At 44.4% G+C, this 23581-nt stretch carries 23 protein-coding genes and 1 riboswitch; of the genes, 22 read left to right on the top strand and 1 reads right to left on the bottom strand.

All coding sequences use genetic code 11. From position 1 onward, the window contains the following. The first annotated feature begins 90 nt into the window (after positions 1-90). The 10 genes from coaBC to BBEV_RS09370 all read left to right on the top strand — a co-directional run bounded on the left by coaBC (position 91) and on the right by BBEV_RS09370 (position 11828). On the top strand, positions 91-1302 hold the full coding sequence (gene coaBC / locus BBEV_RS09415) for a bifunctional phosphopantothenoylcysteine decarboxylase/phosphopantothenate--cysteine ligase CoaBC (RefSeq protein WP_069365245.1): 1212 nt from the start codon (positions 91-93) through the stop codon (positions 1300-1302). Next, positions 1299-3719, top strand: coding sequence for a primosomal protein N' (gene priA / locus BBEV_RS09410; protein WP_069365244.1), 2421 nt, complete (start codon positions 1299-1301; stop codon positions 3717-3719). The genes coaBC and priA overlap by 4 nt, the downstream gene beginning before the upstream one ends. Before the next feature lie 14 nt (positions 3720-3733). After that, entirely contained in the window at positions 3734-4684 is a 951-nt protein-coding gene (fmt, locus tag BBEV_RS09405; protein WP_069365243.1) for a methionyl-tRNA formyltransferase, read from the top strand. Beyond that, positions 4674-6038, top strand: a complete 1365-nt coding sequence (rsmB, locus tag BBEV_RS09400) for a 16S rRNA (cytosine(967)-C(5))-methyltransferase RsmB (protein ID WP_069366686.1) — start codon at positions 4674-4676, stop codon at positions 6036-6038. Before fmt ends, rsmB begins: the two co-directional genes overlap by 11 nt. Positions 6039-6060: 22 nt before the next feature. After that, positions 6061-6819: a Stp1/IreP family PP2C-type Ser/Thr phosphatase gene (locus BBEV_RS09395; protein WP_084007321.1), complete on the top strand. Its 759-nt coding sequence runs from the start codon at positions 6061-6063 to the stop codon at positions 6817-6819. Then, positions 6819-8840 (top strand): Stk1 family PASTA domain-containing Ser/Thr kinase, encoded by a 2022-nt coding sequence (pknB, locus tag BBEV_RS09390; protein ID WP_069365242.1) that lies wholly within the window; start codon positions 6819-6821, stop codon positions 8838-8840. The genes BBEV_RS09395 and pknB overlap by 1 nt, the downstream gene beginning before the upstream one ends. 28 nt (positions 8841-8868) lie before the next feature. Further along, positions 8869-9753, top strand: coding sequence for a ribosome small subunit-dependent GTPase A (rsgA, locus tag BBEV_RS09385; RefSeq protein ID WP_069365241.1), 885 nt, complete (start codon positions 8869-8871; stop codon positions 9751-9753). 3 nt (positions 9754-9756) lie between these two features. Continuing rightward, positions 9757-10401, top strand: a complete 645-nt coding sequence (gene rpe / locus BBEV_RS09380) for a ribulose-phosphate 3-epimerase (protein WP_069365240.1) — start codon at positions 9757-9759, stop codon at positions 10399-10401. Between the two features lie 18 nt (positions 10402-10419). Beyond that, positions 10420-10525: riboswitch (TPP riboswitch) on the top strand. 78 nt (positions 10526-10603) lie between these two features. Next, on the top strand, positions 10604-11170 hold the full coding sequence (thiT, locus tag BBEV_RS09375) for an energy-coupled thiamine transporter ThiT (RefSeq protein WP_069365239.1): 567 nt from the start codon (positions 10604-10606) through the stop codon (positions 11168-11170). Between the two features lie 4 nt (positions 11171-11174). Further along, complete coding sequence (locus BBEV_RS09370; RefSeq protein ID WP_069365238.1) at positions 11175-11828, top strand: thiamine diphosphokinase; 654 nt, start codon at positions 11175-11177, stop codon at positions 11826-11828. A 48-nt stretch (positions 11829-11876) separates the two neighbouring features. Here the strand turns inward: BBEV_RS09370 and rpmB are convergent, their stop codons facing one another. After that, positions 11877-12065 (bottom strand): 50S ribosomal protein L28, encoded by a 189-nt coding sequence (rpmB, locus tag BBEV_RS09365; protein ID WP_069365237.1) that lies wholly within the window; start codon positions 12063-12065, stop codon positions 11877-11879. A 258-nt stretch (positions 12066-12323) separates the two neighbouring features. Between rpmB and BBEV_RS09360 the strand changes: the two genes are divergently transcribed. The 12 genes from BBEV_RS09360 to rnc all read left to right on the top strand — a co-directional run bounded on the left by BBEV_RS09360 (position 12324) and on the right by rnc (position 23570). Continuing rightward, positions 12324-12689: an Asp23/Gls24 family envelope stress response protein gene (locus BBEV_RS09360; RefSeq protein ID WP_069365236.1), complete on the top strand. Its 366-nt coding sequence runs from the start codon at positions 12324-12326 to the stop codon at positions 12687-12689. Between the two features lie 28 nt (positions 12690-12717). Further along, complete coding sequence (locus tag BBEV_RS09355) at positions 12718-14400, top strand: DAK2 domain-containing protein (RefSeq protein ID WP_069365235.1); 1683 nt, start codon at positions 12718-12720, stop codon at positions 14398-14400. Between the two features lie 38 nt (positions 14401-14438). Further along, positions 14439-15296, top strand: a complete 858-nt coding sequence (locus BBEV_RS09350) for a DegV family protein (protein WP_069365234.1) — start codon at positions 14439-14441, stop codon at positions 15294-15296. A gap of 121 nt (positions 15297-15417) precedes the next feature. After that, entirely contained in the window at positions 15418-16080 is a 663-nt protein-coding gene (gene sdaAB / locus BBEV_RS09345) for an L-serine ammonia-lyase, iron-sulfur-dependent subunit beta (protein ID WP_069365233.1), read from the top strand. Positions 16081-16101: 21 nt separating this feature from the next. Then, positions 16102-16986 carry an L-serine ammonia-lyase, iron-sulfur-dependent, subunit alpha gene (sdaAA, locus tag BBEV_RS09340; RefSeq protein ID WP_069365232.1) on the top strand — a complete coding sequence of 295 codons (885 nt, stop codon included), beginning with the start codon at positions 16102-16104 and terminating at the stop codon, positions 16984-16986. A gap of 5 nt (positions 16987-16991) precedes the next feature. Then, positions 16992-19025 (top strand): ATP-dependent DNA helicase RecG, encoded by a 2034-nt coding sequence (recG, locus tag BBEV_RS09335; protein ID WP_069365231.1) that lies wholly within the window; start codon positions 16992-16994, stop codon positions 19023-19025. A 99-nt stretch (positions 19026-19124) separates the two neighbouring features. Beyond that, complete coding sequence (gene fapR / locus BBEV_RS09330) at positions 19125-19706, top strand: transcription factor FapR (RefSeq protein ID WP_069365230.1); 582 nt, start codon at positions 19125-19127, stop codon at positions 19704-19706. Beyond that, a complete protein-coding gene (gene plsX, locus BBEV_RS09325; RefSeq protein WP_069365229.1) occupies positions 19703-20713 on the top strand; it encodes a phosphate acyltransferase PlsX in 1011 nt (336 codons plus the stop codon). Before fapR ends, plsX begins: the two co-directional genes overlap by 4 nt. After that, positions 20710-21654, top strand: coding sequence for an ACP S-malonyltransferase (gene fabD / locus BBEV_RS09320; RefSeq protein WP_069365228.1), 945 nt, complete (start codon positions 20710-20712; stop codon positions 21652-21654). Before plsX ends, fabD begins: the two co-directional genes overlap by 4 nt. A 22-nt stretch (positions 21655-21676) precedes the next feature. Next, entirely contained in the window at positions 21677-22417 is a 741-nt protein-coding gene (gene fabG, locus BBEV_RS09315) for a 3-oxoacyl-[acyl-carrier-protein] reductase (protein WP_069365227.1), read from the top strand. Positions 22418-22473: 56 nt separating this feature from the next. After that, positions 22474-22707 (top strand): acyl carrier protein, encoded by a 234-nt coding sequence (acpP, locus tag BBEV_RS09310; protein WP_069365226.1) that lies wholly within the window; start codon positions 22474-22476, stop codon positions 22705-22707. Between the two features lie 77 nt (positions 22708-22784). Then, positions 22785-23570, top strand: a complete 786-nt coding sequence (gene rnc / locus BBEV_RS09305; protein ID WP_324609475.1) for a ribonuclease III — start codon at positions 22785-22787, stop codon at positions 23568-23570. Positions 23571-23581: the final 11 nt, after the last annotated feature.

Here is a 23581-nt window from a genome sequence, read left to right as displayed (position 1 = left end):
CTGGTTGTTTTTTTTCTATACTTCAGCAACAGTCATGAATCATGTATAATGGACCCATAAGTGAAAGTTGGTTTGAAAGGATGAGACAACATGGGTGAGAAAAAACGTGTTCTTCTTTGTGTATCCGGTGGGATTGCCGTATTTAAGGCTGCCGCATTAACTAGTAAACTGGTCCAGCAGGATTATGAAGTGAAAGTCCTCATGACAGATTCTGCGGAGAAGTTTGTTACGCCTTTAACATTTCAAGCTCTGTCCCGAGGCTATGTGTATGATGATACTTTTGATGAACCCGAGCCGGAGAAAATTGCACATATCGATGCTGCCGATTGGGCGGATGTGGTACTGATTGCCCCTGCAACAGCCAATTTGATCGGAAAGCTTGCCAACGGCATTGGTGATGATATGGTTACAACAACTCTATTGGCAACAACTGCACCGATTTTGATTGCACCAGCTATGAACGTACATATGTATGAACATCCGGCTGTTCAAAAAAACATGAAAACTCTCGAAGGATATGGCTGCCGGATGATCGAACCAGATGATGGTTATTTAGCCTGTGGCTACACGGGCAAAGGGCGTTTGGCGGAACCTGAAGATTTGTTAGCCGTGATTGATCATTTTTTTAAATATCAGGAAAACCCTGAATGGCATGGTAAAAAGGTTCTTGTGACAGCTGGACCGACGATTGAACCGGTTGACCCGGTGCGCTATTTCACCAATCGGTCTTCTGGAAAAATGGGTTATGCCATCGCAGAAGAAGCAGCAGCCAGAGGGGCAGAAGTGACTTTGATCTCAGGCCCGGTTATGCTTGATGTCCCTCATGGGGTCCATCGTGTGGACGTGAACAATGCGAAAGAAATGTGGGAAGCCGTAAACGCTAGGTTTGAAGAAACGGATATGGTAATAAAAGCAGCGGCAGTAGCGGATTATCGGCCATCCGAGATCGTCCAGGAAAAAGTAAAAAAACATCAGGACAACTGGCACATAGAAATGGAGAAAACGCATGATATCTTGAAAAGTCTGGGCGAAAAAAAGCAACAGCAAATTTTAGTAGGTTTTGCAGCTGAATCGGAAAAAACAGAAGAGTACGGAAAAAATAAATTACGGGACAAAAATCTTGATGCCATTGCTGTGAACAACATTACTCAAGCAGGGCATGGCTTTGATGGCGATACGAATGAAGTGATGCTCTACTTCAGGAATGGTCGGGAAGAAAAGATCCCGCTACAGACAAAAGCAATGGTGGCAACTGCACTTCTTGATGCGTTGACCAATTTCTTTTTGAGGCAGGGTTCATGATTGCAAGGATTATTGTGGATGTCTCTGCAAAACAGACGGACAGGCAATTTGATTATCTTGTCCCTCCTGAGTATGAGCCATTGGCAACGCCCGGAATGCGAGTGGTTGTCTCTTTTGGCCCCCGAAAAGTCCAAGGTTTTATTCTCTCGATCGGACAGGATTCTTCCATTTCAAACGACAAATTAAAAGCGCTGGATTCGCTGACCGACCTGGTCCCCCCATTAACGACAGAGCTGATTGAATTATCCGTATGGTTGAAGAATCATGCCGTGTCTAATCACATTTCCGTTTTGAAGTCGATGCTACCTTCGGCGATGAGAGCGAATTACAGAAAACACTTGATACTCAATGATGATGTTGATTGCAGTGAAAGCGATCGTGAGTTTTTATTGAAACAATTTCAAGATAAACCGCTGCTGGATTGGGACGATTGGTATAAACATGCGACGACATTTGAGCATAAAGAAATGTCCAGGGCAATCAATGATGGTTTCGTTCGTGTTGAACCCGTTGTTGCAACGGGAGAAACAACAAAAACAGAACGTCATGTCCGTCTGATCAGGGATCCCAAGACATCTGAAGAAGCCTTTTTAACTTTAGCAAAGCGAACAAAAAAACAAGCTGAAATCGTTCAATGGTTAAGTGAACAGGAAACGGATCACTATCCACTGAAACAGTTAAGTGTGAGCAGTTCTGTGATTAAAGGCCTTGAAGAAAAAGGGTGGGTGGAAAAGACCGATGTAGTAATCGGGCGGGACCCTTACGAAGGTCGTGAGTTCAAACAGACAACAAATATGGAATTGATGGCGGAACAGCAGGAAGTATTTGAACGTATTCTCCCTGCGATTGAGGAGGAACGGAGTGAAATTTTTCTGTTAAGAGGTGTGACAGGAAGCGGGAAAACCGAGATTTATCTGCAGACGATTGAAAAGGTTCTGAAAAAAAGAAAAGAAGCGATTATGCTTGTCCCGGAAATATCTCTGACTCCGCAAATGGTTACCCGTTTTAAAGAACGTTTCGGTTCACGTGTGGCAGTTCTTCACAGTGCATTATCCAAAGGTGAAAAATATGATGAATGGCAACGCATTCGAAAAGGTGAAGTGGATGTGGCCGTTGGTGCTCGATCAGCAGTGTTTGCCCCCTTTCAAAACATTGGCATGATTATCATCGACGAGGAACATGAAGGCAGTTATAAACAAGAAGAAGAACCGAGATATCATGCGAGGGATGTTGCGATTAAACGAGCTGAGCTGTATCATTGCCCGGTGATACTCGGTAGTGCAACACCCTCATTGGAAAGTTATGCTCGCGCAGTAAAAGGGGTATATACCCTTTTGGAAATGGAACGAAGAGTAAATGATGTAGCCATGCCCGATGTCACAATTGTGGATATGAAGGACGAGTTGCGTCATGGAAACCGTTCTATGTTCTCCGACGCACTGATCGAACGAATGCGAAACAGGATAGAGAAACAAGAGCAGATCGTTTTGTTTTTGAATCGAAGAGGCTATTCTACATTCATCATGTGCCGGGATTGCGGTTATGTGGCTGAATGCCCCCACTGTGATATTTCACTTACTTATCATCAGCCGATTAATCAATTGCAATGCCATTATTGTGGCTATCATCATACCGTTCCACATCAATGTCCGGAGTGCACCAGCGATGCGATACGCTATTTCGGAACCGGTACGCAGAAGGTGGAAGAGGAATTGCAGGAGGTGATCCCCGAAGCCAGAGTGATTCGGATGGATGTGGATACGACGGGAAGAAAAGGATCTCATGAACGATTACTCTCAGCATTTGGGAACCATGAAGCAGATATTTTGCTCGGTACACAAATGATTGCAAAAGGGCTTGATTTTCCTGACATCACACTGGTCGGAGTCCTCGCAGCAGATGCCATGCTTCACCTGCCGGATTTCCGGGCCAGCGAGCGCACATTTCAACTATTGACTCAAGTCAGTGGCAGAGCAGGCCGTCATCTAAAGGCCGGGGAAGTAATCATTCAATCTTATACACCTGAGCATTACAGTATTCAAGATGTTACAAAGCATGATTTTACAGGATTTTTTCAAAAGGAAATGCTCATGAGAAAACAGGCAGGATATCCACCCTACTATTTTCTCGTTCTGATTCATGTCAGTGATGAAGCTTTGGACGCGGCGGTCTTGGCAACTGAAAAAATTGCGAACTACCTGAAAAATAATCTGTCTGATCAGGCGAAAATCTATGGACCTGTGGCATCTTCCATTGCCAGGATCAAAGATAGATATCGGTATCAATGCATGGTAAAATATAAGATTGAACCAAATTTGACGGAAACACTTCGTAATCTGTATCAATTATTTGACGGTGAGTTGAATAAAGGTGGACTGCAGGTTACTGTTGATACAAGTCCGAATATGATGTTGTGAGGATGTGTAAGGGAATGAAAATCATTTTTATGGGGACACCCGATTTTGCGGTTCCTGTATTGGATGCGTTGGTTGAAGAAGGTTATGATATCGCCATGGTCGTCACTCAGCCGGACAGACCAAAAGGCAGAAAACAGGTCTTAACGAAACCACCGGTGAAAACAGCCGCTGAAAAACATGGTTTGAAAGTTTATCAACCTGAAAAAATAAAGAAATCGGAGGAGGCAAAACCGGTGGTTGATGAGCAGGCGGATTTACTTGTAACAGCCGCTTACGGTCAAATTTTGCCTCCTGAAATACTTACTAGTCCCAAGCATGGTTGTATCAATGTTCATGCTTCTTTGCTTCCTGAATACAGAGGCGGTGCACCGATTCACTATGCAGTCATGGATGGGAAAGAAATAACCGGCATCACCATCATGTATATGGCAGATCAACTCGATGCTGGTGAAATTCTTACACAATGTTCCGTTCCAATCGATGAAACGGATACAACGGGTACCATGCATGATAAATTAAGCAAAGCAGGTGCTGAATTACTCATTGATACGATTCCGAAACTGATGAATCATGAATTAACCCCGGTTAAGCAGGATGAAAATCTTGTCACATTTGCTCCAAATATAAAAAAAGAGCAGGAGCGTATCGATTTCAGCAAACCTGCGAAATCCATTTTAAATCAAATAAGGGGACTGAACCCATGGCCTGTGGCACATACGATGTTACGTGGGGAACGCTTGAAAATATGGGAGGCTGAAAGTGCACATCAAAGCTCATCCTTGAAGCCAGGAACTATTACGGAAATTGCAAATAATGGATTGGAAGTTGTCTGCGGAGACGGCAAGGTGATCCGGTTGACCAAATTACAGCCGTCAGGAAAAAAACCACAGGATTCTGCTGCATTTCTGCAAGGAGCAGGAAGACAGTTGCGGAAAGGTGAACGATTAGGTGAAAATGATGAATAATCAAATCCGTACAGGCAATGTAAGAAATGCAGCATTGGATGTTTTGATCAAAATCGCTAAACAACAGGCATATAGCCATTTGCTCATAGATGAAACGGTCAAGAAAAAAGAACTTTCAGAAAAAGATATTCCTTTATTGACCGAAATGGTTTATGGAACCCTTCAGTATCAACGAAAACTGGATTTTTATATCGGTGGTTATTCAAAAAAACCACTGGATAAATTAGAAAACTGGGTGCTGATCCTTTTGAGACTCAGTGTGTATCAAATGGTCTACCTGGATCGTGTGCCGGACCATGCGGTTTTGAATGAAGCTGTCATGATCGCTGGAAAAAGAGGTCATAAAGGAATTTCCGGCATGGTGAATGGTATTTTGAGAGCCATTCAACGTGAAGGGCTTCCTGATACGTCAGGAATATCTCCTGAGTTTCGGAAAATCGCTATTGAAACGAGTCACCCGGATTGGATGATTAAACGGTGGATCGAGCAATATGGAGAGGAAATTGCCCGGCGTATTGCTGAAGGAAACCTGTCTTATCCGATTACATCAGCAAGGGTGAACACGCTGTTAACGGTCAGGGAAGAGCTGATCAAGGAATGGGTTGATTCAGGGATGAACTGTGAAGCAGGGCCTTGGCTGGATGAATCCATACGTGTTACGAAAGGCGTAATCAGTAAAACTCAAGCTTTCAAAGAAGGCCGTTGTTCGATTCAGGATGAAGGATCGATGCTTGTCACTCAGCTGTTAAACCCGCAACCGCGGGAAAGAGTGTTGGACGCCTGCGCAGCGCCTGGAGGGAAATCATCGCATATTGCAGAACGCATGGATAATCAAGGGGAATTGATCAGTTTGGATATACATGAGCATAAAGTGAAGCTCATTCAGTCTCAGGCAGAACGACTGGGAATTTCAATGATTCAACCCGTTTTACAAGATGCCAGAACAGTTTCAACTGCATTCGAAGAAGCATCTTTTGATCGTATTCTATTAGATGTGCCCTGTTCGGGTCTTGGTGTAATCCAAAGAAAGCCGGATTTGAAATGGTCTAAATCTGAACAGGATATTGAGCGTTTGACAGTGATTCAAAGAGATATACTCGATCATGTATGGCCTCTACTGAAATCAGGTGGAATAATGGTTTACAGTACTTGCACCGTTGACAGAGAAGAAAATGAAAATCAGGTAAAGGATTTTCTGAAAAAACACCCGGATGCAATAATTGAACCAGGATTTGAAAAACGTTTGCCAGAAGAAATCCGAACCTCTCCGATGGCGAACGAAACAGGTATTCAGTTGATACCCGCTCAATATGGCACCGATGGATTTTATATGACTGCAATATTGAAACAGTGAACTGGGGAAAAGAGGGATTGATGTGAACGGACTGTATATGACAGACAGGGGCAGAGTGAGGCCCTATAATGAAGACTCAGGAAGCTTCACTCCTCATGGGGAAATGGAATCTCATGCATTAGCTGTAGTTGCTGATGGGATGGGGGGACATAGTGCAGGAGATGTGGCGAGTGCCATGAGCGTAAGGGTCATGGAGTACGAATGGGACGAAACGTCTAAAATGACTCAGGAAGAATGGCTGTCATGGCTGGAGAAGGCTATGCTTTATGCAAATAAGAAAGTCTATGAATATGCGCAACAGCATAAGGAATACGAGGGAATGGGAACGACCCTCACTGCCACTGTTTGCGTAAACGATCATTTGATCGTAGGTAATATCGGGGATTCAAGGGTATATCATTACTCCTATGATAAAGATGAATTTCATCAGGTTACAATGGATAATTCTGTTTCGGCAGAACTATACAGAGCAGGACAAATTACTTTGGATGAAGCAGAGAATCACCCTAGAAAACATATGTTAACGAAAGCAGTTGGAACAAACCCGGGAGTTTCAGCCGACATTTATCAGACAACCTGGGAATCTGGAGATCGACTCCTTCTGTGTACGGATGGATTAACGAACAAACTATCTGACGAAATGCTTCACACTTTATTAAAAGATAATGAAGACCTCCAAACTGCGGGTCAATTAATGATTGATAAGGCCAATGAGTTAGGTGGAGAAGATAACATCTCTCTCGTAATCGCAGAGCATGACGGTGAAAGGGGGCGAAATTGATGCCCCAAAAGCGAGTGAGCGACCGGTATGAAATCATCCGTGCAGTAGGGGGAGGCGGAATGGCAGATGTCTATCTTGCCAAAGATTTGATCCTCGATCGCGATGTTGCAGTGAAAGTGCTCAAAAGTCAATTTGCAGAAGACGAAGAATTCATTCGTCGTTTCCGAAGAGAAGCGCACTCGGCTGCGGCGATGTCTCACCCGAATATTGTAAACATCTATGATGTTGGAGAAGAAGAGAATGAATACTATATTGTGATGGAATATGTGGAAGGTCAGACGTTGAAGGAATATATATCAGCGAATCAGAGGCTTTCTCCGGAAGAGACGGTACGTATTCTCCGACAGGTCACTTCTGCAGTGGCTCATGCACACGACAATCATATCGTGCATCGGGATATCAAACCGCAAAATATTTTGATCTCCCCGAATGGAACAGCAAAAGTAACCGACTTTGGTATTTCAAGGGCTATCAGTGATGCTACCATCACCCACACGAATTCCGTATTGGGATCTGTTCACTATTTGTCACCTGAACAGGCGAGAGGTGGATACGTCACCTATCAATCCGACTTATACTCACTGGGCGTGGTCGCCTATGAAATGCTGACAGGTCATGTCCCATTCACTGCAGATACACCAGTTTCCATCGCAATCAAGCATATGCAGGACACGTTTCCATCAGTGAAAGAGAAATTATCATTCGTTCCGCAAAGTCTTGAGAATCTCATCATGACAGCTGTAGCAAAAGAACCACAAAACCGTTATTTATCAGGACATACGATGCTGGCTGACCTCGATACGATCTTGGACCCTTCGAGAGTAAATGAGGCAGCCGTTGTACCGGTGCCGTTTGATGAAAATGCTACGAGAGCAATGCCTGCAGTCAGTTCTAAAGAAAGTCTTGCAGATAACGATCAAACAAAGGTGAGCTCTGGAGCCGTGAATCAGGATACAGTGAGTTATGAAAGAGACAAAGGAAAGTCCAATCAGAAGAAGCGATCAAAAGCTTTTTGGGTGAAAACGGGTACAATCATCGGTCTTGTGATGCTGGCTGTGATCTTGTTTTTGTTCTGGTGGATTCCTTCACTTTTGCATGTGGAAGATGTGGAAATTCCTGATAACCTGATAGGTGAGGCGTTTGACGAAGTCGAAGAACAATTGATCGATTTAAACCTGGTTGTTGAAGCCGACTACCGGTTTGATGATGAAATCGAAGAAGGTCATGTCATCAGTCATAATCCAGAGGCCGGCCGGATGGTGAAGGAAGAATCCACGATTCGTGTGATGGTCAGTGAAGGCCCGGAGCCAATGCAGATGATTGATGTGACTGGTGAAACAAGAGAACGTGCCTTGAATTTGCTGGAAGAATTCGATGAAGTTGAAATTCAATACCGTGAAACAACCGATACGAATCCGGATACGGTTTTAGAACAAGACCCGGAAGCTGGAGAAGAAGTGATTCCGGCCGTCACATCCGTTACGTTGACCATCAGTGAATATCCTGTGTTTACTATGCCGAATCTTGCTGATATGAACCGTGACGAGGTTCTTGAGCTTCTTGAAAATGAACCATTGATTAATTTGTCGTTCGACGAAGACTATCATCCTTCAACAGAAGAAGGAAAAGTAATTTCTCAAAACCCGGGTCGTGGAGCACGCATCGATGAACCGACAACAGTGAATGTGGTTTTCAGTATGGGCCCTGAGCCTGAAGAGGAAGAAGAACCTGAAGAACCCGTCAGAGTCACAGTACCTTTTGAAGTCTCAATTCCTGAAATAGAAGAGGAAGTGAATGATGAAGAGCCAGAACGTTACCGCGTTCAGATTTCGGTTACAGATATGAACTCACAAGTTCCAAGACAGGTGATTGATCGTGAAATCACAGAGACTACAACATTTGATGTACCGATGAGTGTGGAACCAGGAGAATCAGGATTTTTGATTCTCGTAGTTGATGGTGAAGAATTCGACGATTCTCCTTATGAATATACCTATGAGCAATTATCAGATATGCAGTAATGGAATATTTACAGACAAGGAGCATGCTATGCCAAAGGGAAGAATCATCAAAGCGCTCAGTGGCTTTTATTATGTGGAGACCGATGGACACATTGTTCAATGCAGGGCACGTGGGAACTTTCGCAATCGGAAGATTACGCCTTTAGTAGGTGACTGGGTTGAATATGTTGCAGAAAATGACACTGACGGCTATATCATGGGTATCGATGACCGAAAAAACCAACTGGTGAGACCACCGATTGCGAATGTTGAACAGGCTGTTCTTATTTTTTCGATGAATGACCCTAAATTCAGCCCTGTTCTGCTCGATCGTTTTCTTGTTCATGTTGAAGCGAACGGGATTGAACCACTTCTCTGTTTTTCAAAATCCGATTTAAGATTGAAAGACAATGAAGACGAATTGAACTATTTTGAAGAAGTCTATCAAAATATTGGCTATCAGATTATCAAGACTTCCATCTATCATGAAGAGACAATTGAGCAGCTTCGCCCATATATAAAAGGGAAAGTGTCCGTTTTTGCAGGACAATCCGGTGTTGGGAAATCATCATTGTTGAATGTTCTGAAGCCAGGTGTGAATATTCGAACTGATGTGACATCCAAAAGGCTGGGACGAGGAAAACACACAACACGTCACGTTGAACTGATCCCTTTAAATGAAGGGGGTTATGTTGCGGATACCCCAGGCTTCAGTTCCCTGGACTTTGAAGGCATTGAAAAAGAAGAATTAGGTGATTATTTCCCGGAAATCCAGGCATTAAGTTCACAGTGTAAATTCCGTGAATGCCAACATATCAACGAACCGAAATGTGCCGTGAAAGCATCTGTCGAATCGGGACATACGGCGAGAGAGCGCTATGAGCATTATGCCAGTTTTCATGAAGAAATAGAGCAGACGAAGCGGAGGTATTAGATTATGATCAAGATTGCACCATCAATTTTAGCTGCAGACTTCTCCAAACTCGGGGAAGAGGTACGTTCTGCAGAAAATGCCGGAGCAGACTATATTCATGTGGATGTTATGGATGGTCATTTTGTACCGAATATTACTTTCGGACCATTGGCTGTTAAAGCAATACGACCAGAGACAGCACTACCGTTGGATGTTCATTTAATGATTGAACATCCAGATCAGTATATTCCCGATTTCGCTAAAGCAGGAGCTGACATCATCAGTGTGCATGAGGAAGCTTGTCCACATCTGCACAGGACGATTCAATTGATTAAATCTCATGGCGTCAAGGCCGGAGTAGTCATTAACCCACATACGCCCGTTTCTGCAATCGAGTCGATCATACCGGATGTGGATCTTGTTCTTCTTATGACTGTAAATCCTGGTTTTGGAGGACAATCATTTATTGAATCCGTTTTGCCTAAAATCCGGGATGTGAAGGCATTTGCTGAGCTTCATCAATGTGAGATTGACATCGAAGTGGATGGTGGTGTCAATCAGGATACTGCACGCAGATGTATAGAAGCTGGTGCGAATGTGCTCGTTGCCGGCTCTGCTGTCTTTGGTCAGGCTGATCGAAAGAGAGCGGTTGAAGACATCCGCAACTGAATGATATACTGAACAGAATAGAACCGCAAGGGGAGTCCAGCACGGGCTGAGAGGAAGCAGAATGCGCTTCGACCCTGAGAACCTGTAAGTTCAAACTTACGAAGGGATGTGGACCGGAACAATCTCGGTATCGTCTCTTCATTGGCGATACCTTTTTTGTGTCCTCCTTTCTTGTGGTTCGAAAATCAGAAAGGGGAATGTTATGAATAGTTCAAGAAAACGATTAATAATCATGATGGAAATCGCTATGATGGTAGCAATTGCTGCTATACTGGATTACTTCACGATCTTGAAATTCTGGATTCAGGGTGGGTCTATTTCACTTGCGATGGTTCCATTATTTCTAATCGCGTTCAGGAGAGGATGGAAAGCAGGGGTGATTGCCGGTATTCTGTTCGGTTTTGTCAATATGACCATTCAGCCATTCATTGTCCACTGGTTTCAGGCACTGCTGGATTACCCTATTGCTTTTGGACTCGTGGGTCTCGCCGGTCTCTTTACTGTCAATGCAAAGCAAACTGTCCTGAAACGTTCTCTATTTATTATTGCCGGTATCTTTCTGGGTGGAATGCTGAGACTGGCGGCTCATTTCACAGCCGGAGTGGTCTGGTTTGGAGAATATGCACCTGAAGGGACACCGGTTGCGGTCTATTCTTTTGTGTACAATTGGTCTTATATGTTCCCAACCATGCTTTTGGCATCTGCAATACTGCTCCTCTTGTCGAATGCGTCTAAGCGTCTCATTCAACCTGAACAAAAAGCAGCTTGAGCCGATGAGTAACCATGTTGTCATATGGGCAGGTGGACCTGAAGCGCTTTTTCCGTCTGAAAAAATTCTTCATCAATTAAAACAAGACACAGATGTCTGGATCGGCGCAGATATGGGTGCCAAGCATATTATTGACAGAGGAATTTCGCCCTGTCTTGCGGTAGGAGACTTTGATTCAGTGGATTTGGATGGGCGTGAGAGAATTATGAAAGGAAGTCAGGCGGTGGCGATTCATCCTGTCGAAAAGGACGAAACAGATCTGGAAATTGCTATTGCAGAGGCGATGAAGCGAGATGCTGGTCGGTTGACATTTTTAGGAGTTACAGGTGGGAGGATGGATCATCAGATGATGACTATGCAACTCATGGAAAAAGTCGCACATCAAGGCATTGCTGTGGAATTGTATGAACAGAGCGGACGGGTTTGGATTTGGCCGCCTGGTTATTACCAATTACAGGAGCTTGAGTCTGCTTATGTCTCATTTCTTCCAGTAACAGAGCGTGTTGAAGGGTTAAGTCTCAAAGGCTTTAAATATGATGCACATCACATATCCCTTCTCCGTGCGTCGAGCCTTTGTGTCAGTAATGAACAAGTTAAAGACGTAGCTGAAGTTACGTTTCACACAGGACTTCTTTACGGTGTTACAGCAAGCGACTAATATTCTGCAAAAAAGCGGATCCTGTGTGCAGGATCCGCTTTTTATGCATTATACACGCTGAACTTTACCTGATTTCAGCGCACGTGCAGAAACATATACGCGCTTCGGTTTACCGTCTACGAGAATACGGACTTTCTGTACGTTAGCTCCCCAGCGACGTTTCGTCGCATTCAAAGCGTGAGATCGCTTATTTCCGCTCTTTGGACCTCTGCCAGTAATTACACATTTACGTGCCATGGAATATCCCTCCTTCGAACACTTCAATCATAACATGGTTTATCTTGTACGCAAATCACATACTCGGTAATATTAGCACAGCATGGAGTGGAATTCAAGAGAATTCTTCAAGTTCATCAAGTATTTAACCTTGACAGCGCGTAACTCCAGCGTGGGTCATCATCAGCAGAAATCAGATCATTACTTTCAATACGACAGGATGTGTAGTAAAATGATTTTAGCCATTTATGTAATCCTGAAGAAGGAGGCAACAGAGTTATGACAATTGAAATGAAAACAAGGTACGGAAATATTGATGTATCGAAAGAGGTTGTTGCGGTCATTGCAGGTGGTGCTGCGGTAGATTGCTACGGCATTGTTGGTATGGCTTCCCAAAAACAGCTGAAAGATGGGATCACGGACCTTTTGGGACGTGAAAATCTTGGCAGAGGTGTAGTCATCCGGGAGCAGGAGTCCGGTGAATTGCATATCGATATGTATATCATTGTCGGATACGGGACAAAGATTTCTGAGGTAGCACATAATGTCCAATCAAAAGTGAAGTATCAATTGAAGCAAATGCTTGGGTTGAAAGTCGAATCTGTCAATATATTTATTCAGGGTGTGCGTGTCATCAACCCCTAAGACGAGAAACAAGTGAGGAGGAGCATGCGTGGTAATGAAGACAATTGAAGGACATACACTGGCTGAAATGCTTCAGTCTGGTGCCAATAATCTGTCCAACCATTCAAAGAAAATTGATGCATTAAATGTATTTCCTGTGCCCGATGGGGATACGGGGACGAATATGAATTTAACGATTACTTCAGGAATAAAAGAAGTAAAAGGTGCAGATAATACCAAAGTAAGCCAAGTGGCCAATGCATTTGCAAAAGGCCTGTTAATGGGCGCGCGCGGGAATTCCGGCGTAATCTTGTCGCAGTTGTTCAGAGGGTTTTCCAAATCTCTCGAGGGACATGAAAAAATGGATGCCAAAGCGTTTACTGATGCCCTTGAATACGGCGTAGATATGGCTTATAAAGCTGTTATGAAGCCAGTGGAGGGAACGATTCTTACCGTGGCGAAGGATGCAGCTGCAGCAGGGCAGCGTTTTGCAAAAGAGGAAGATGATCTGCTGAAAGTCATGGAAGTTGTCCTCACAGAAGCGGATGCCTCACTCGAACGGACGCCTGATCTCTTACCGGTATTGAAAGAAGTGGGTGTGGTTGATTCGGGAGGTCAGGGGCTGTTAACAATTTATGAAGGGTTTTTCGAAGTCATGAAAGGTGGCAGTATCTTACTATCCGGAAAAGAAGAAACTCCTTCTATGGAGGAAATGGTGAAATTCGAACACCATTCAGCTCAAAGTCACATGGATACTGATGATATTGAGTTTCAATACTGCACTGAAGTTATGGTCCGTTTTCAGGATCATAAACTGACTGAACATCCTTATGATGAACCTGCATTCAGGAATTTGCTCAGTGAGTATGGAGATTCGCTGCTCGTTGTTTCGGATGAAGATTTGTTGAAAATACATGTACATACAGATGTACCAGGTGATGTAATCAATGAAGCTCAAAAATTCGGTGCACTGATTAATATAAAGGCAGAGGATATGAAGGTTCAGCATTCCACGATATTGGAAGATGGAAAACAACAGGGTACACTGGGCGTCCCGATGCCGAAAGAGGATCACTCCGAATTTGCGGTTATCACTGTTGCAATGGGCAAAGGGATTGCAGACTTGTTCAGGAGTCTGGGTGTAGCAAAAGTCATTGAAGGTGGACAGACCATGAATCCATCTACGGAAGACTTTTTGAAAGCAATTGATGAGTGTAACTCGAAGAATGTAGTACTGTTACCAAATAACAGCAACATCATTATGGCTGCCCAGCAGGCAGCAGATGTTGCTGATACAGATGTGCAGGTGGTTTCCTCCAAATCAGTACCTCAAGGTCTTGCAGCTATGCTTGCATTCAATCGAGAGGGTGAACTCGAAGAAACTGCAAATGACATGACAGAGGCCATGGCATTTGTAAAAACTGGGGAAGTGACTTATGCTGTCAGGGACACCAGTCTGAATGGCGTGAATATCAAAGAAGGCGACTTCATGGGTATTCATGAAAAAGCGATTGTTTCGAACGGGAAGTCCGTTCAGGACGTGGCAAAAAAACTCATGAAACATATGATTGATGAGGACAGTGAAATTGTGACGCTTATCAGAGGGGCAGAACGATCTGATGATGAAGTAAATGAACTGGCAGAATATATCGAAGCCACATTTGATGATGTGGAAGTTGAAGTTCATACTGGCGATCAGCCGCTTTATTCGTATATTGTTTCCGTTGAATAAACGGGTTGTAATAACAGATCACAAAGGAGGCTGTCATCGTGTCGAAAGTTATTATTGTTACGGATTCAACTGCTGATATCCCACCGTCACTTGCAAAGCATTTTGACATTACGGTTGTTCCCTTGAAAGTACATTTCGGGGACGAGACTTATCATGACGGGGTGGATCTTGATTCAGACGGTTTTTATAAAAAATTATCTGAATCAGATGTTATGCCGACAACATCCCAGCCAACACCGCATCAGTTTGAGGAAGTATATCGTAAACTTCACGATGAACATCCGGAAGCAGCGATTTTATCGATTCATTTATCGGCAAATCTCTCAGGTACCTATCAATCTGCCCATATTGCGTCGCAGAATGTTGCCGAAGAAATCGATGTAACAGTAATTGATTCCAAAAAAGCCTCATATGCCATTGGTGTTATTGTCGTTGAAGTGGCAGAACTGGCATCGGGCGGTTCTGATAAGGAAGCCTGTCTCGAACGCGTTGAGGAACTCCTTGATGAAACGACTGTATTATTTATGGTCGATACGATGGAGTATTTAGAGAAAAATGGACGAATAGGTAAGGCTTCTGCTTTAATTGGTTCGTTATTGAAAATTAAACCGATCCTTTCATTGAATGATGATGGAGAGGTTTATCCGTTTGAAAAAGCCAGGGGTAATAAAAAAGCAGTACAACGAATTATTGATGAGTTCAAAAAAAGATTCGGTGAGGATCCGGTTCACGTCGGAATTTCACACGCCAATGCAGAAGCAGAAGCAAATGCATTAATGGAACGTTTGAAAACCGAATTCCATGTGGAAAAAGATGTCGTAACGAATATCGGCCCGGTAATCGGAACCCATGTTGGTCCTGGAACTTTATCTCTGTCTTTCGCCAGGGTGAAATAATCATGAAGAAACTTCGCATCTATTTATGTGAAGTTTCTTTTTTGGAACGTTGCATTGAACCGAGTCATAAAATATAGACTCTATACTGAATGTGGCATTTTTTATGAATGGAGGATGACTAATGCAATTCCGAAGCGTATTTGATATCATGGGACCGGTTATGATCGGCCCTTCAAGTTCTCATACAGCCGGAGCGGCCAGAATTGGACTTGTAGCAAGACAATTGCTTGAGAAAGAACCAACGTGGGTAACATTTCATTTATACGGCTCTTTTGCGAAAACTTATCAAGGGCACGGAACAGATGTCGCGCTGATCGGAGGTGTGCTGGGCTTTGACACCTTTGATGAACGTATCACTCAAGCGTTTGAACATGCCAAAAACAGTGGACTCAAGTACTCCTTTCAAGAAGAGGATGCTCAGGTGGAACATCCAAACACTGTGAGAATCCGGATTGGTCATGATAATGACCAGGTTGAACTGGTCGGGATCTCAATCGGTGGCGGAAAAGTCGAAATTAAAGAAGTGAATGGCTTCAAATTAAGGCTTAGCGGCAATCATCCTGCCATTCTTGTCGTGCATCACGATCGATACGGTACGATTGCTTCTGTTGCGACAAATCTTGCAGATAAGAAGATGAATATCGGTCATATGGAAGTTTCCCGAAAAGAAGAGGGAAAAGAAGCGCTGATGGTCATAGAGGTAGATGAGAATGTCGATGAAAGTATACTGAGAGGTCTCGAATCTCTCGAACATGTCACGAAAGTCACCAAGATTCACGAATAACAGACAAAGGAAGTGGCAGTATTGTTCCGAAATGTGAGTGAATTAATTCGGCAAGCCGAAGAGAAACAAATTCGTATTTCAGAAGTCATGATTGAACAGGAAATGGCCACACAAGAGGTAAGTCGCACTGAAGTGATGGAAAAAATGGAGCATAATCTTTCCGTGATGGAAGCTGCGGTGGAACGAGGATTGACAGAAGACATCCGTTCGGTAACCGGTTTGACAGGTGGAGACGGCAAAAAACTGCAGAAGTATATGCAAGAGAGACGGCCATTATCAGGCCACGTTATGCTTGATGCAGTCAGTAAAGCAATGGCAACGAATGAAGTAAATGCTGCTATGGGAACGATTTGTGCGACTCCTACAGCAGGATCTGCAGGTGTGGTTCCAGGAACATTGTTTGCAGTGAAAGATCAGCTCGATCCGACACGTGAAGACATGATTCGTTTTCTTTTTGCCAGTGGAGCATTCGGGTTTGTCATTGCAAACAACGCATCGATTTCAGGTGCAGCGGGTGGTTGTCAGGCCGAGATTGGTTCTTCCTCTGGCATGGCAGCAGCGGCGATTGTTGAAATGGCAGGAGGAACACCTGATCAATCAGGTCAAGCCATGGCTATTGCTTTAAAGAATATGTTAGGACTGGTTTGCGACCCGGTGGCAGGACTTGTTGAAGTGCCTTGTGTGAAGAGGAATGCAGCCGGTGCATCGAACGCAATGATTGCAGCGGATATGGCTCTTGCAGGCATCACCAGCAGAATTCCATGTGATGAAGTGATCGAAGCGATGTTCCGTATCGGTCAGACCATGCCAGCTACCTTAAGAGAAACCGGGGAAGGCGGCCTTGCAGCTACCCCAACAGGGAGAGCATACCGGGACCGGATCTTTGGTGATAAAAAAGGAGTTTGACGCATATGAATCAGCCTGTATCAGCAGTTGCAGGTATTGGCCCGAGGAACGAGGAAGTACTAGCAACCATGGGCATATACACCGTGGGCGATCTTTTGACATATTTTCCATTCCGATATGAAAATCATGAAATTCAACCGTTATCAGAAGCGGAACATCAGCAGCGTGTTACCGTTCAAGGAACGATTCACAGCATGCCGGAGCTGAAATTTTTTAAAGGGAAAAAATCGAGATTGACGATCCGCATTCTAGCAGATGGTCTTCTGGTAAAAGTGGTCTTCTTTAATCAACCTTATATGAAAAAACAGCTGATCCTTAATGACACAGTGATTATCAGTGGTACATTTGACCGGCATCGGCTGCAAATTACGGGTGCAATTGTGAAGCCTGTTGAAAAAATTGAACGAGGTGGCCTTGAACCGGTGTACTCCATTAAAGGAGACCTGAAACAGCACCAATTCAGGCGATTTGTCGAACAGGTAACCGATGGTTTCATTCATGATATCGAAGAAGTTCTGCCTGAATCTTTGATGTCCCGCTATCAATTGATGGAGCGGAAACAGGCAGTGTATTATTTGCATTTTCCGAAGGATGAACAGGCATTTAATCAAGCCAGGCGGCGCATGGCTTATGAAGAATTACTTTTGTTTCAGTTGAAGATGCAGTGGTTTCGGAAAAATGAGCGTCAAGCCGGCGATGGACAGTCCAAAAGTTGGGATGCGGAGGCTGTTAACGCCTTTATTAAGAGGTTGCCATTTGAACTGACAACTGCGCAGGAGCAGGTATTATCGGATATTCTAAGCGATCTTTCTTCAATCGAACGTATGAATCGCTTGCTGCAAGGGGATGTGGGAAGCGGAAAAACGGTAGTTGCAGCGATTGCATTCTATGCGAACTTCCTTGCAGGCTTTCAGGGCGCATTAATGGTACCAACTGAAATTCTTGCAGAACAGCATGCAGCTTCGCTCCGTGAACTGTTTGCTGAATTAAAGGTCAACATTGCACATCTGAGCGGCTCTTCAAAAGTGAAGGAGAAGCGCGAAGTTTTAGAGATGCTAGCCTCGGGAGAAGTCGATTTGATTATTGGTACTCATGCTCTGATTCAGGAGGGTGTCAACTTTTCGAACCTTGGTCTTGTGATCACTGATGAACAGCACCGCTTCGGTGTGGCACAGCGACGCACACTAAAGCAAAAAGGGCTCAGGCCAGATGTGTTGTTTATGACTGCAACACCGATCCCAAGGACTTTGGCCATCAGTGCATTTGGGGATATGGATGTGTCCACAATTGATCAACTTCCAGCTGGCCGTAAACCCATCAAGACGCATTGGGGTAAACGGAATATGCTGCAACGGGTGTTGGCTTTTGTTGACAAGGAGATTGAGAAAGGGCATCAGGTATATGTGATTACGCCCTTAATCGAAGAGTCGGAAGCCCTTGAAGTTCAGAATGCAATTGAATTGCATCGGACATTAACGGAAGCATTACCTCACCGGAGATGTGGTTTGATGCACGGTCGTCTCCAACATCAGGAAAAAGAACAGGCAATGGCTGATTTTCAGTCCAATGCCATTCAACTTCTTGTATCGACTACCGTAGTGGAAGTGGGAGTGAACGTCCCAAACGCCACGGTTATGGTGATTTATGATGCAGACCGGTTCGGATTGGCTCAGCTTCATCAACTTCGGGGGAGGGTTGGGCGTGGTGCCGATCAATCCCATTGCATTTTACTCGCCGATCCGAAAACAGAGGTGGGTAAAGAACGGATGAGTATCATGACTGAGACAACGGATGGTTTTGAACTATCTCAGCGTGATTTGGAAATGCGGGGCCCCGGGGAATTTTTCGGTGTTCGTCAAAGTGGTATGCCGAAGTTCAAAGTTGCTGACCTCTTAGAGGATTACAGAATCCTTGAAACTGCCCGGAATGATGCGGCAAAAATTATCCAGTCGGGCGCCCTCTTCGAACACGATTCCTACAGGAGTCTATTAATGATGCTCGAATCCGATATTGCTTTTCAGGAAGAAAAAGTGGATTAACCTCTCTGAATAATCAATGTAAAATAAGCCCTTGAAAAAGCTTGACTATTCCTATAAACTACAATTAGTACCTAGTCCTATGAGTGTGGTGATTATGCTGTGAAACTAACAAAACGTAAGCGTCAACCGCGATTAAAAGAAAAAATAGCTGAGAATCCGTTTATCACTGATGATGCACTGGCGGATTATTTTAATGTCAGTGTCCAGACCGTTCGTCTTGACCGCTTGGAACTCAGTATTCCGGAAGTCCGTGAACGGATTAAACACGTGGCTAAAAAGCAGTATGATACGGTGAAAGCATTGCCTCTTGAAGAAGTGATCGGAGAAATCATTGATCTCGAACTCGATACGTATGCACTATCCATTTTGGACGTTACCGAGGATCATGTGTTTTCAAGAACCGGCATCGCACGAGGACATCATTTGTTCGCACAGGCGAACTCACTGGCTGTAGCGGTGATTGATGATGAACTTGCGTTAACGGTAAGCGCTGATGTTTCATTTAAGCGCCAGGTTCAAAGCGGAGAGCGCGTCGTTGCAAAAGCGAAGGTTGCAGTCGTGGACAACTCGAGAACACGCGTGAATGTGGAGAGTTTTGTAGAACACGAACTTGTATTCAGTGGTTCATTCTCCATGTACCGAAGTGATTCTGCAAATGAATTGGAGGAGGGGAAATCATGAAACTGGCCATTGATGCAATGGGTGGTGACCATGCACCTGAAAACATTATAAAAGGTAGTCTGCTCGCCTTACATACATTTAAAGACCTTGAGTTGATCCTCATCGGAGATGAAGAACAGATTCGACCGCATTTACAAGGTGAAACGGATCGGATTGAAGTGATGCATACAGATGAATGGATAACATCAGAGGATTCCCCCGTAAAGGCCGTGCGCCGCAAAAAAACGTCGTCGATGGTCCTCACTGTCAGAGAAGTGAAAGAAGGGCGGGCAGATGCAGCTATTTCGGCAGGGAATACCGGTGCATTGATGACGGCAGGGCTATTGATTGTAGGTCGGGCCAAAGGAATTGAACGTCCGGCACTATCACCTATGCTGCCAACGAAAAATGGTGATGGCTTTCTGCTTCTTGATGTTGGAGCCAATATGGAAGCAAAACCGTCTCATCTTCTGCAATATGCATTAATGGGTAACGTTTATATGAAAAATGTCCGGGGTCTTGAAAAACCGCGAATCGGTTTATTGAATGTTGGCTCAGAGGCTGGTAAGGGTACAGAACTGACGAAGCAGGCTTACGATTTAATCGAAGAGAGCGGTCTTCATTTTGTCGGGAACGTGGAAGCCCGCGATCTTCTCGAAGGCGTTGCTGATGTGGTTGTTGCTGATGGTTTCAGTGGTAATCTGGTACTGAAATCTGTGGAAGGAACTGCGATCTCTTTGTTTTCCATATTAAAGCGAGAATTGACGTCATCATTGAAAAATAAAATGGCAGCAGCCATTTTAAAGCCCGCATTTAAAAAAGTGAAAAATCAAATGGATTATTCAGAATATGGTGGCGCGGGTTTGTTTGGTCTGCGGGCACCCGTGATCAAAGCGCACGGATCATCCGACGAGAGAGCGTTTTTCAGTGCAATTCGCCAGGCGAAGCTGATGGTGGATGAAGAAGTGACAGCCACGATCTCTTCTGAAATCGAACGCTTACAGCAGGAAGGAGAACTGGAGTCATGACGAAGATAGCGGTCATGTTCCCGGGCCAAGGGTCTCAGTCACCAGGCATGGGGCATGAATTGTTTCTAGCTCACGCTGCGGCTTCGAATGTGTTTGAAGAAGCCGACAAAGCATTAGAACGAAGCTTGTCATCTCTAATTTTTGAAGGAGATGCTGAAGAACTCAAAAAAACAACAAATACACAGCCTGCTCTATTCACGACAGGAGCAGCTGTATGGAAAGTGCTCGAGGATCATGGGATTCAGGCTGACTACGCCTGCGGACACAGTCTCGGGGAATATACTGCACTTTATGCCAGCGGCGCGCTTTCTTTCAATGATGCAGTTAAGCTCGTGCAAACCCGCGGGAAGCTGATGGAAGAAGCTGTTCCCGACGGTCAAGGTGCCATGGCTGCAATCATGGGTCTACCAAAGGAAGCTGTTTTGGACATTTCCAATGAGGTTCATCAGTTGAATGAAACAGCTGAGCCAGCAAATTATAATGCAGAAGGTCAAATTGTTATTTCAGGAACATCAAAGGGCGTTGAAAAGGCGTGTGAGTTGGCAAAAGACGCAGGAGCAAGACGTGTGATCCCCTTGAACGTGAGTGGTCCTTTCCACTCTTCTTTGATGATGCCTGCTTCTGAGCAGATGCAGAACGTCCTTGATCACGTTGCGGTTCACACCATGGCCATACCTGTGATTGCAAATGTTACTGCGTCTCCTTACCGCTCAACAGATGAGGTGAAGCAGCTTCTTGTTGACCAAATCCATTCTCCTGTAAAGTGGACGGAAACGATACAATACTTGATTGATCAAGGTGTGGACACTTTTATCGAAGCTGGACCTGGGAAGGTGTTGGCAGGGCTTGTGAAAAAAGCGGCGAGACGGGCTACGGTGTTACCGGTTTATGATGATGAGACGCTTGAAAAGGCATTGAATACATTAAAAGCCGAAAAATAATTCGAAAAATGAGGTGAGTAAAGTGAACGGAAAAAATGTCCTGGTTACAGGAGGGTCCCGCGGCATCGGGCGCGCGGTCTGTGAAGCCTTTGCCAAAGCGGGAGCTAATGTGGCCGTGAACTATTCAGGGAATGTTGAAAAAGCTGAAGAAACGGTTGAAGCCTGTCAGGCACATGGTGTAGATGCTTTCTCAGTAAAGGCGGATGTTGCGGACAGTGCGGCCGTCAATGATATGGTGAAAACAGTGCTCGAACGCTTCAAGACAGTTGATGTCCTGGTCAATAACGCAGGAATTACCAAGGACAATCTGATCATGAGGATGAAGGAAGAGGATTTCGATGCTGTGATTAACACGAATCTGAAAGGGGTGTTTAATGTATCCAAAGCGCTGACACGCCCAATGATGAAGCAGCGTTCGGGCCGGATCATTAATGTCTCTTCCGTCGTTGGAGTCCTTGGAAATGCCGGACAGGCGAACTACGTGGCCAGTAAGGCCGGCGTGATCGGATTGACGAAATCTCTGGCCAGGGAATTATCCAACCGGAACATCCTGGTGAACGCAGTTGCTCCGGGATTCATCTCAACCGAAATGACAGACGATCTCGACGAAGAGATGAAGAAGACATTGCTTGATCAGATACCTCTCGGCCGTCTCGGACAGACTGAAGATGTGGCAAATGTCATCTTGTTCCTTGCAGGTGACGGGGCGTCATATATGACAGGACAAACCCTCCATATTGATGGTGGAATGGTAATGCCATAAAGTGACTAGTATTTTCGCCGTTTTTATCCTATAATTACTGAGAGGAGGTGAGTAACATGGCTACAGTGCATGATCGTATTGCAAGTATCGTCTCCGAACGTCTTGGTGTCGATGAATCCGAAGTGAAAAGAGAAGCCACATTCAAAGATGATTTAGGTGCAGATTCGTTGGATGTTGTTGAACTGGTTATGGAACTTGAAGACGAATTTGAACTTGAAATTTCTGATGAGGATGCAGAAAAAATCGCATCAGTCGGTGACGTTATTGATTACATAGAACGTCATCAATAATTATGTTCATGATCCCAAGTCCCTCAGACAGGGACTTGGGCTTTAAAAGTATCTTATGAATATGATGGAGGTAACCGATGCAACAGTCACGTAAAATTCATCGAAAAGGCATGAAACGGCAGGCAAAAAAAATGCAAATGTCCAATGCACAAAAAGCGAAGTACAGGCAATTCATTCAATCGTTGAATGTCCCATACACCAATGAAGATTTATTTATACAGGCATTCACCCACTCTTCGTATGTGAATGAACACCGGATTCGTCCTCATGATGATAATGAGCGGTTGGAGTTTTTAGGCGATGCTGTTTTGGAATTGGCCATCTCTCAATATTTGTTTAAGCTCTTTGAACAGATGAGTGAAGGTGAGATGACCAAACTCAGAGCAGCAATCGTTTGTGAGCCATCGCTGGCAAAAATTGCGGACTCCCTTAATTTTGGTGACTATGTACTTCTTGGTAAAGGTGAGGAAATGACAGGGGGGCGAAAACGTCCTGCTCTTCTGGCTGACGTATTTGAATCATTCATCGGGGCAGTTTATCTTGACCTAGGTATGGAAGCGGTTTATCAATTTCTGGGGGATTATGTTTATCCGAAAATACACGATGGTTCGTTTTCACACATGATGGATTTCAAGAGTCAGCTTCAGGAATACATTCAACAGGAGAATCAGGGTCAGGTGCAATATCAGATCATTGAAGAGAAAGGGCCGGCCCATGCGAGAGAATTCATATCAGAAGTAAGCCTGGATGAAGAACAGCTTGGCGTTGGCAGAGGTAAATCCAAAAAGGAAGCTGAGCAGATGGCCGCGCAGAAAGCGTTGAAGAAGCTCGGTTCTGAAATTGCGACGTTAAAAATTGATTGATAACACATACG

It is taken from the genome of Salisediminibacterium beveridgei, from assembly GCF_001721685.1.
In the GTDB taxonomy this organism is placed as follows: domain Bacteria; phylum Bacillota; class Bacilli; order Bacillales; family Salisediminibacteriaceae; genus Salisediminibacterium; species Salisediminibacterium beveridgei.
Note: the sequence above shows the minus strand (reverse complement) of the source record. Positions and strands in the feature narration are given on the sequence as shown.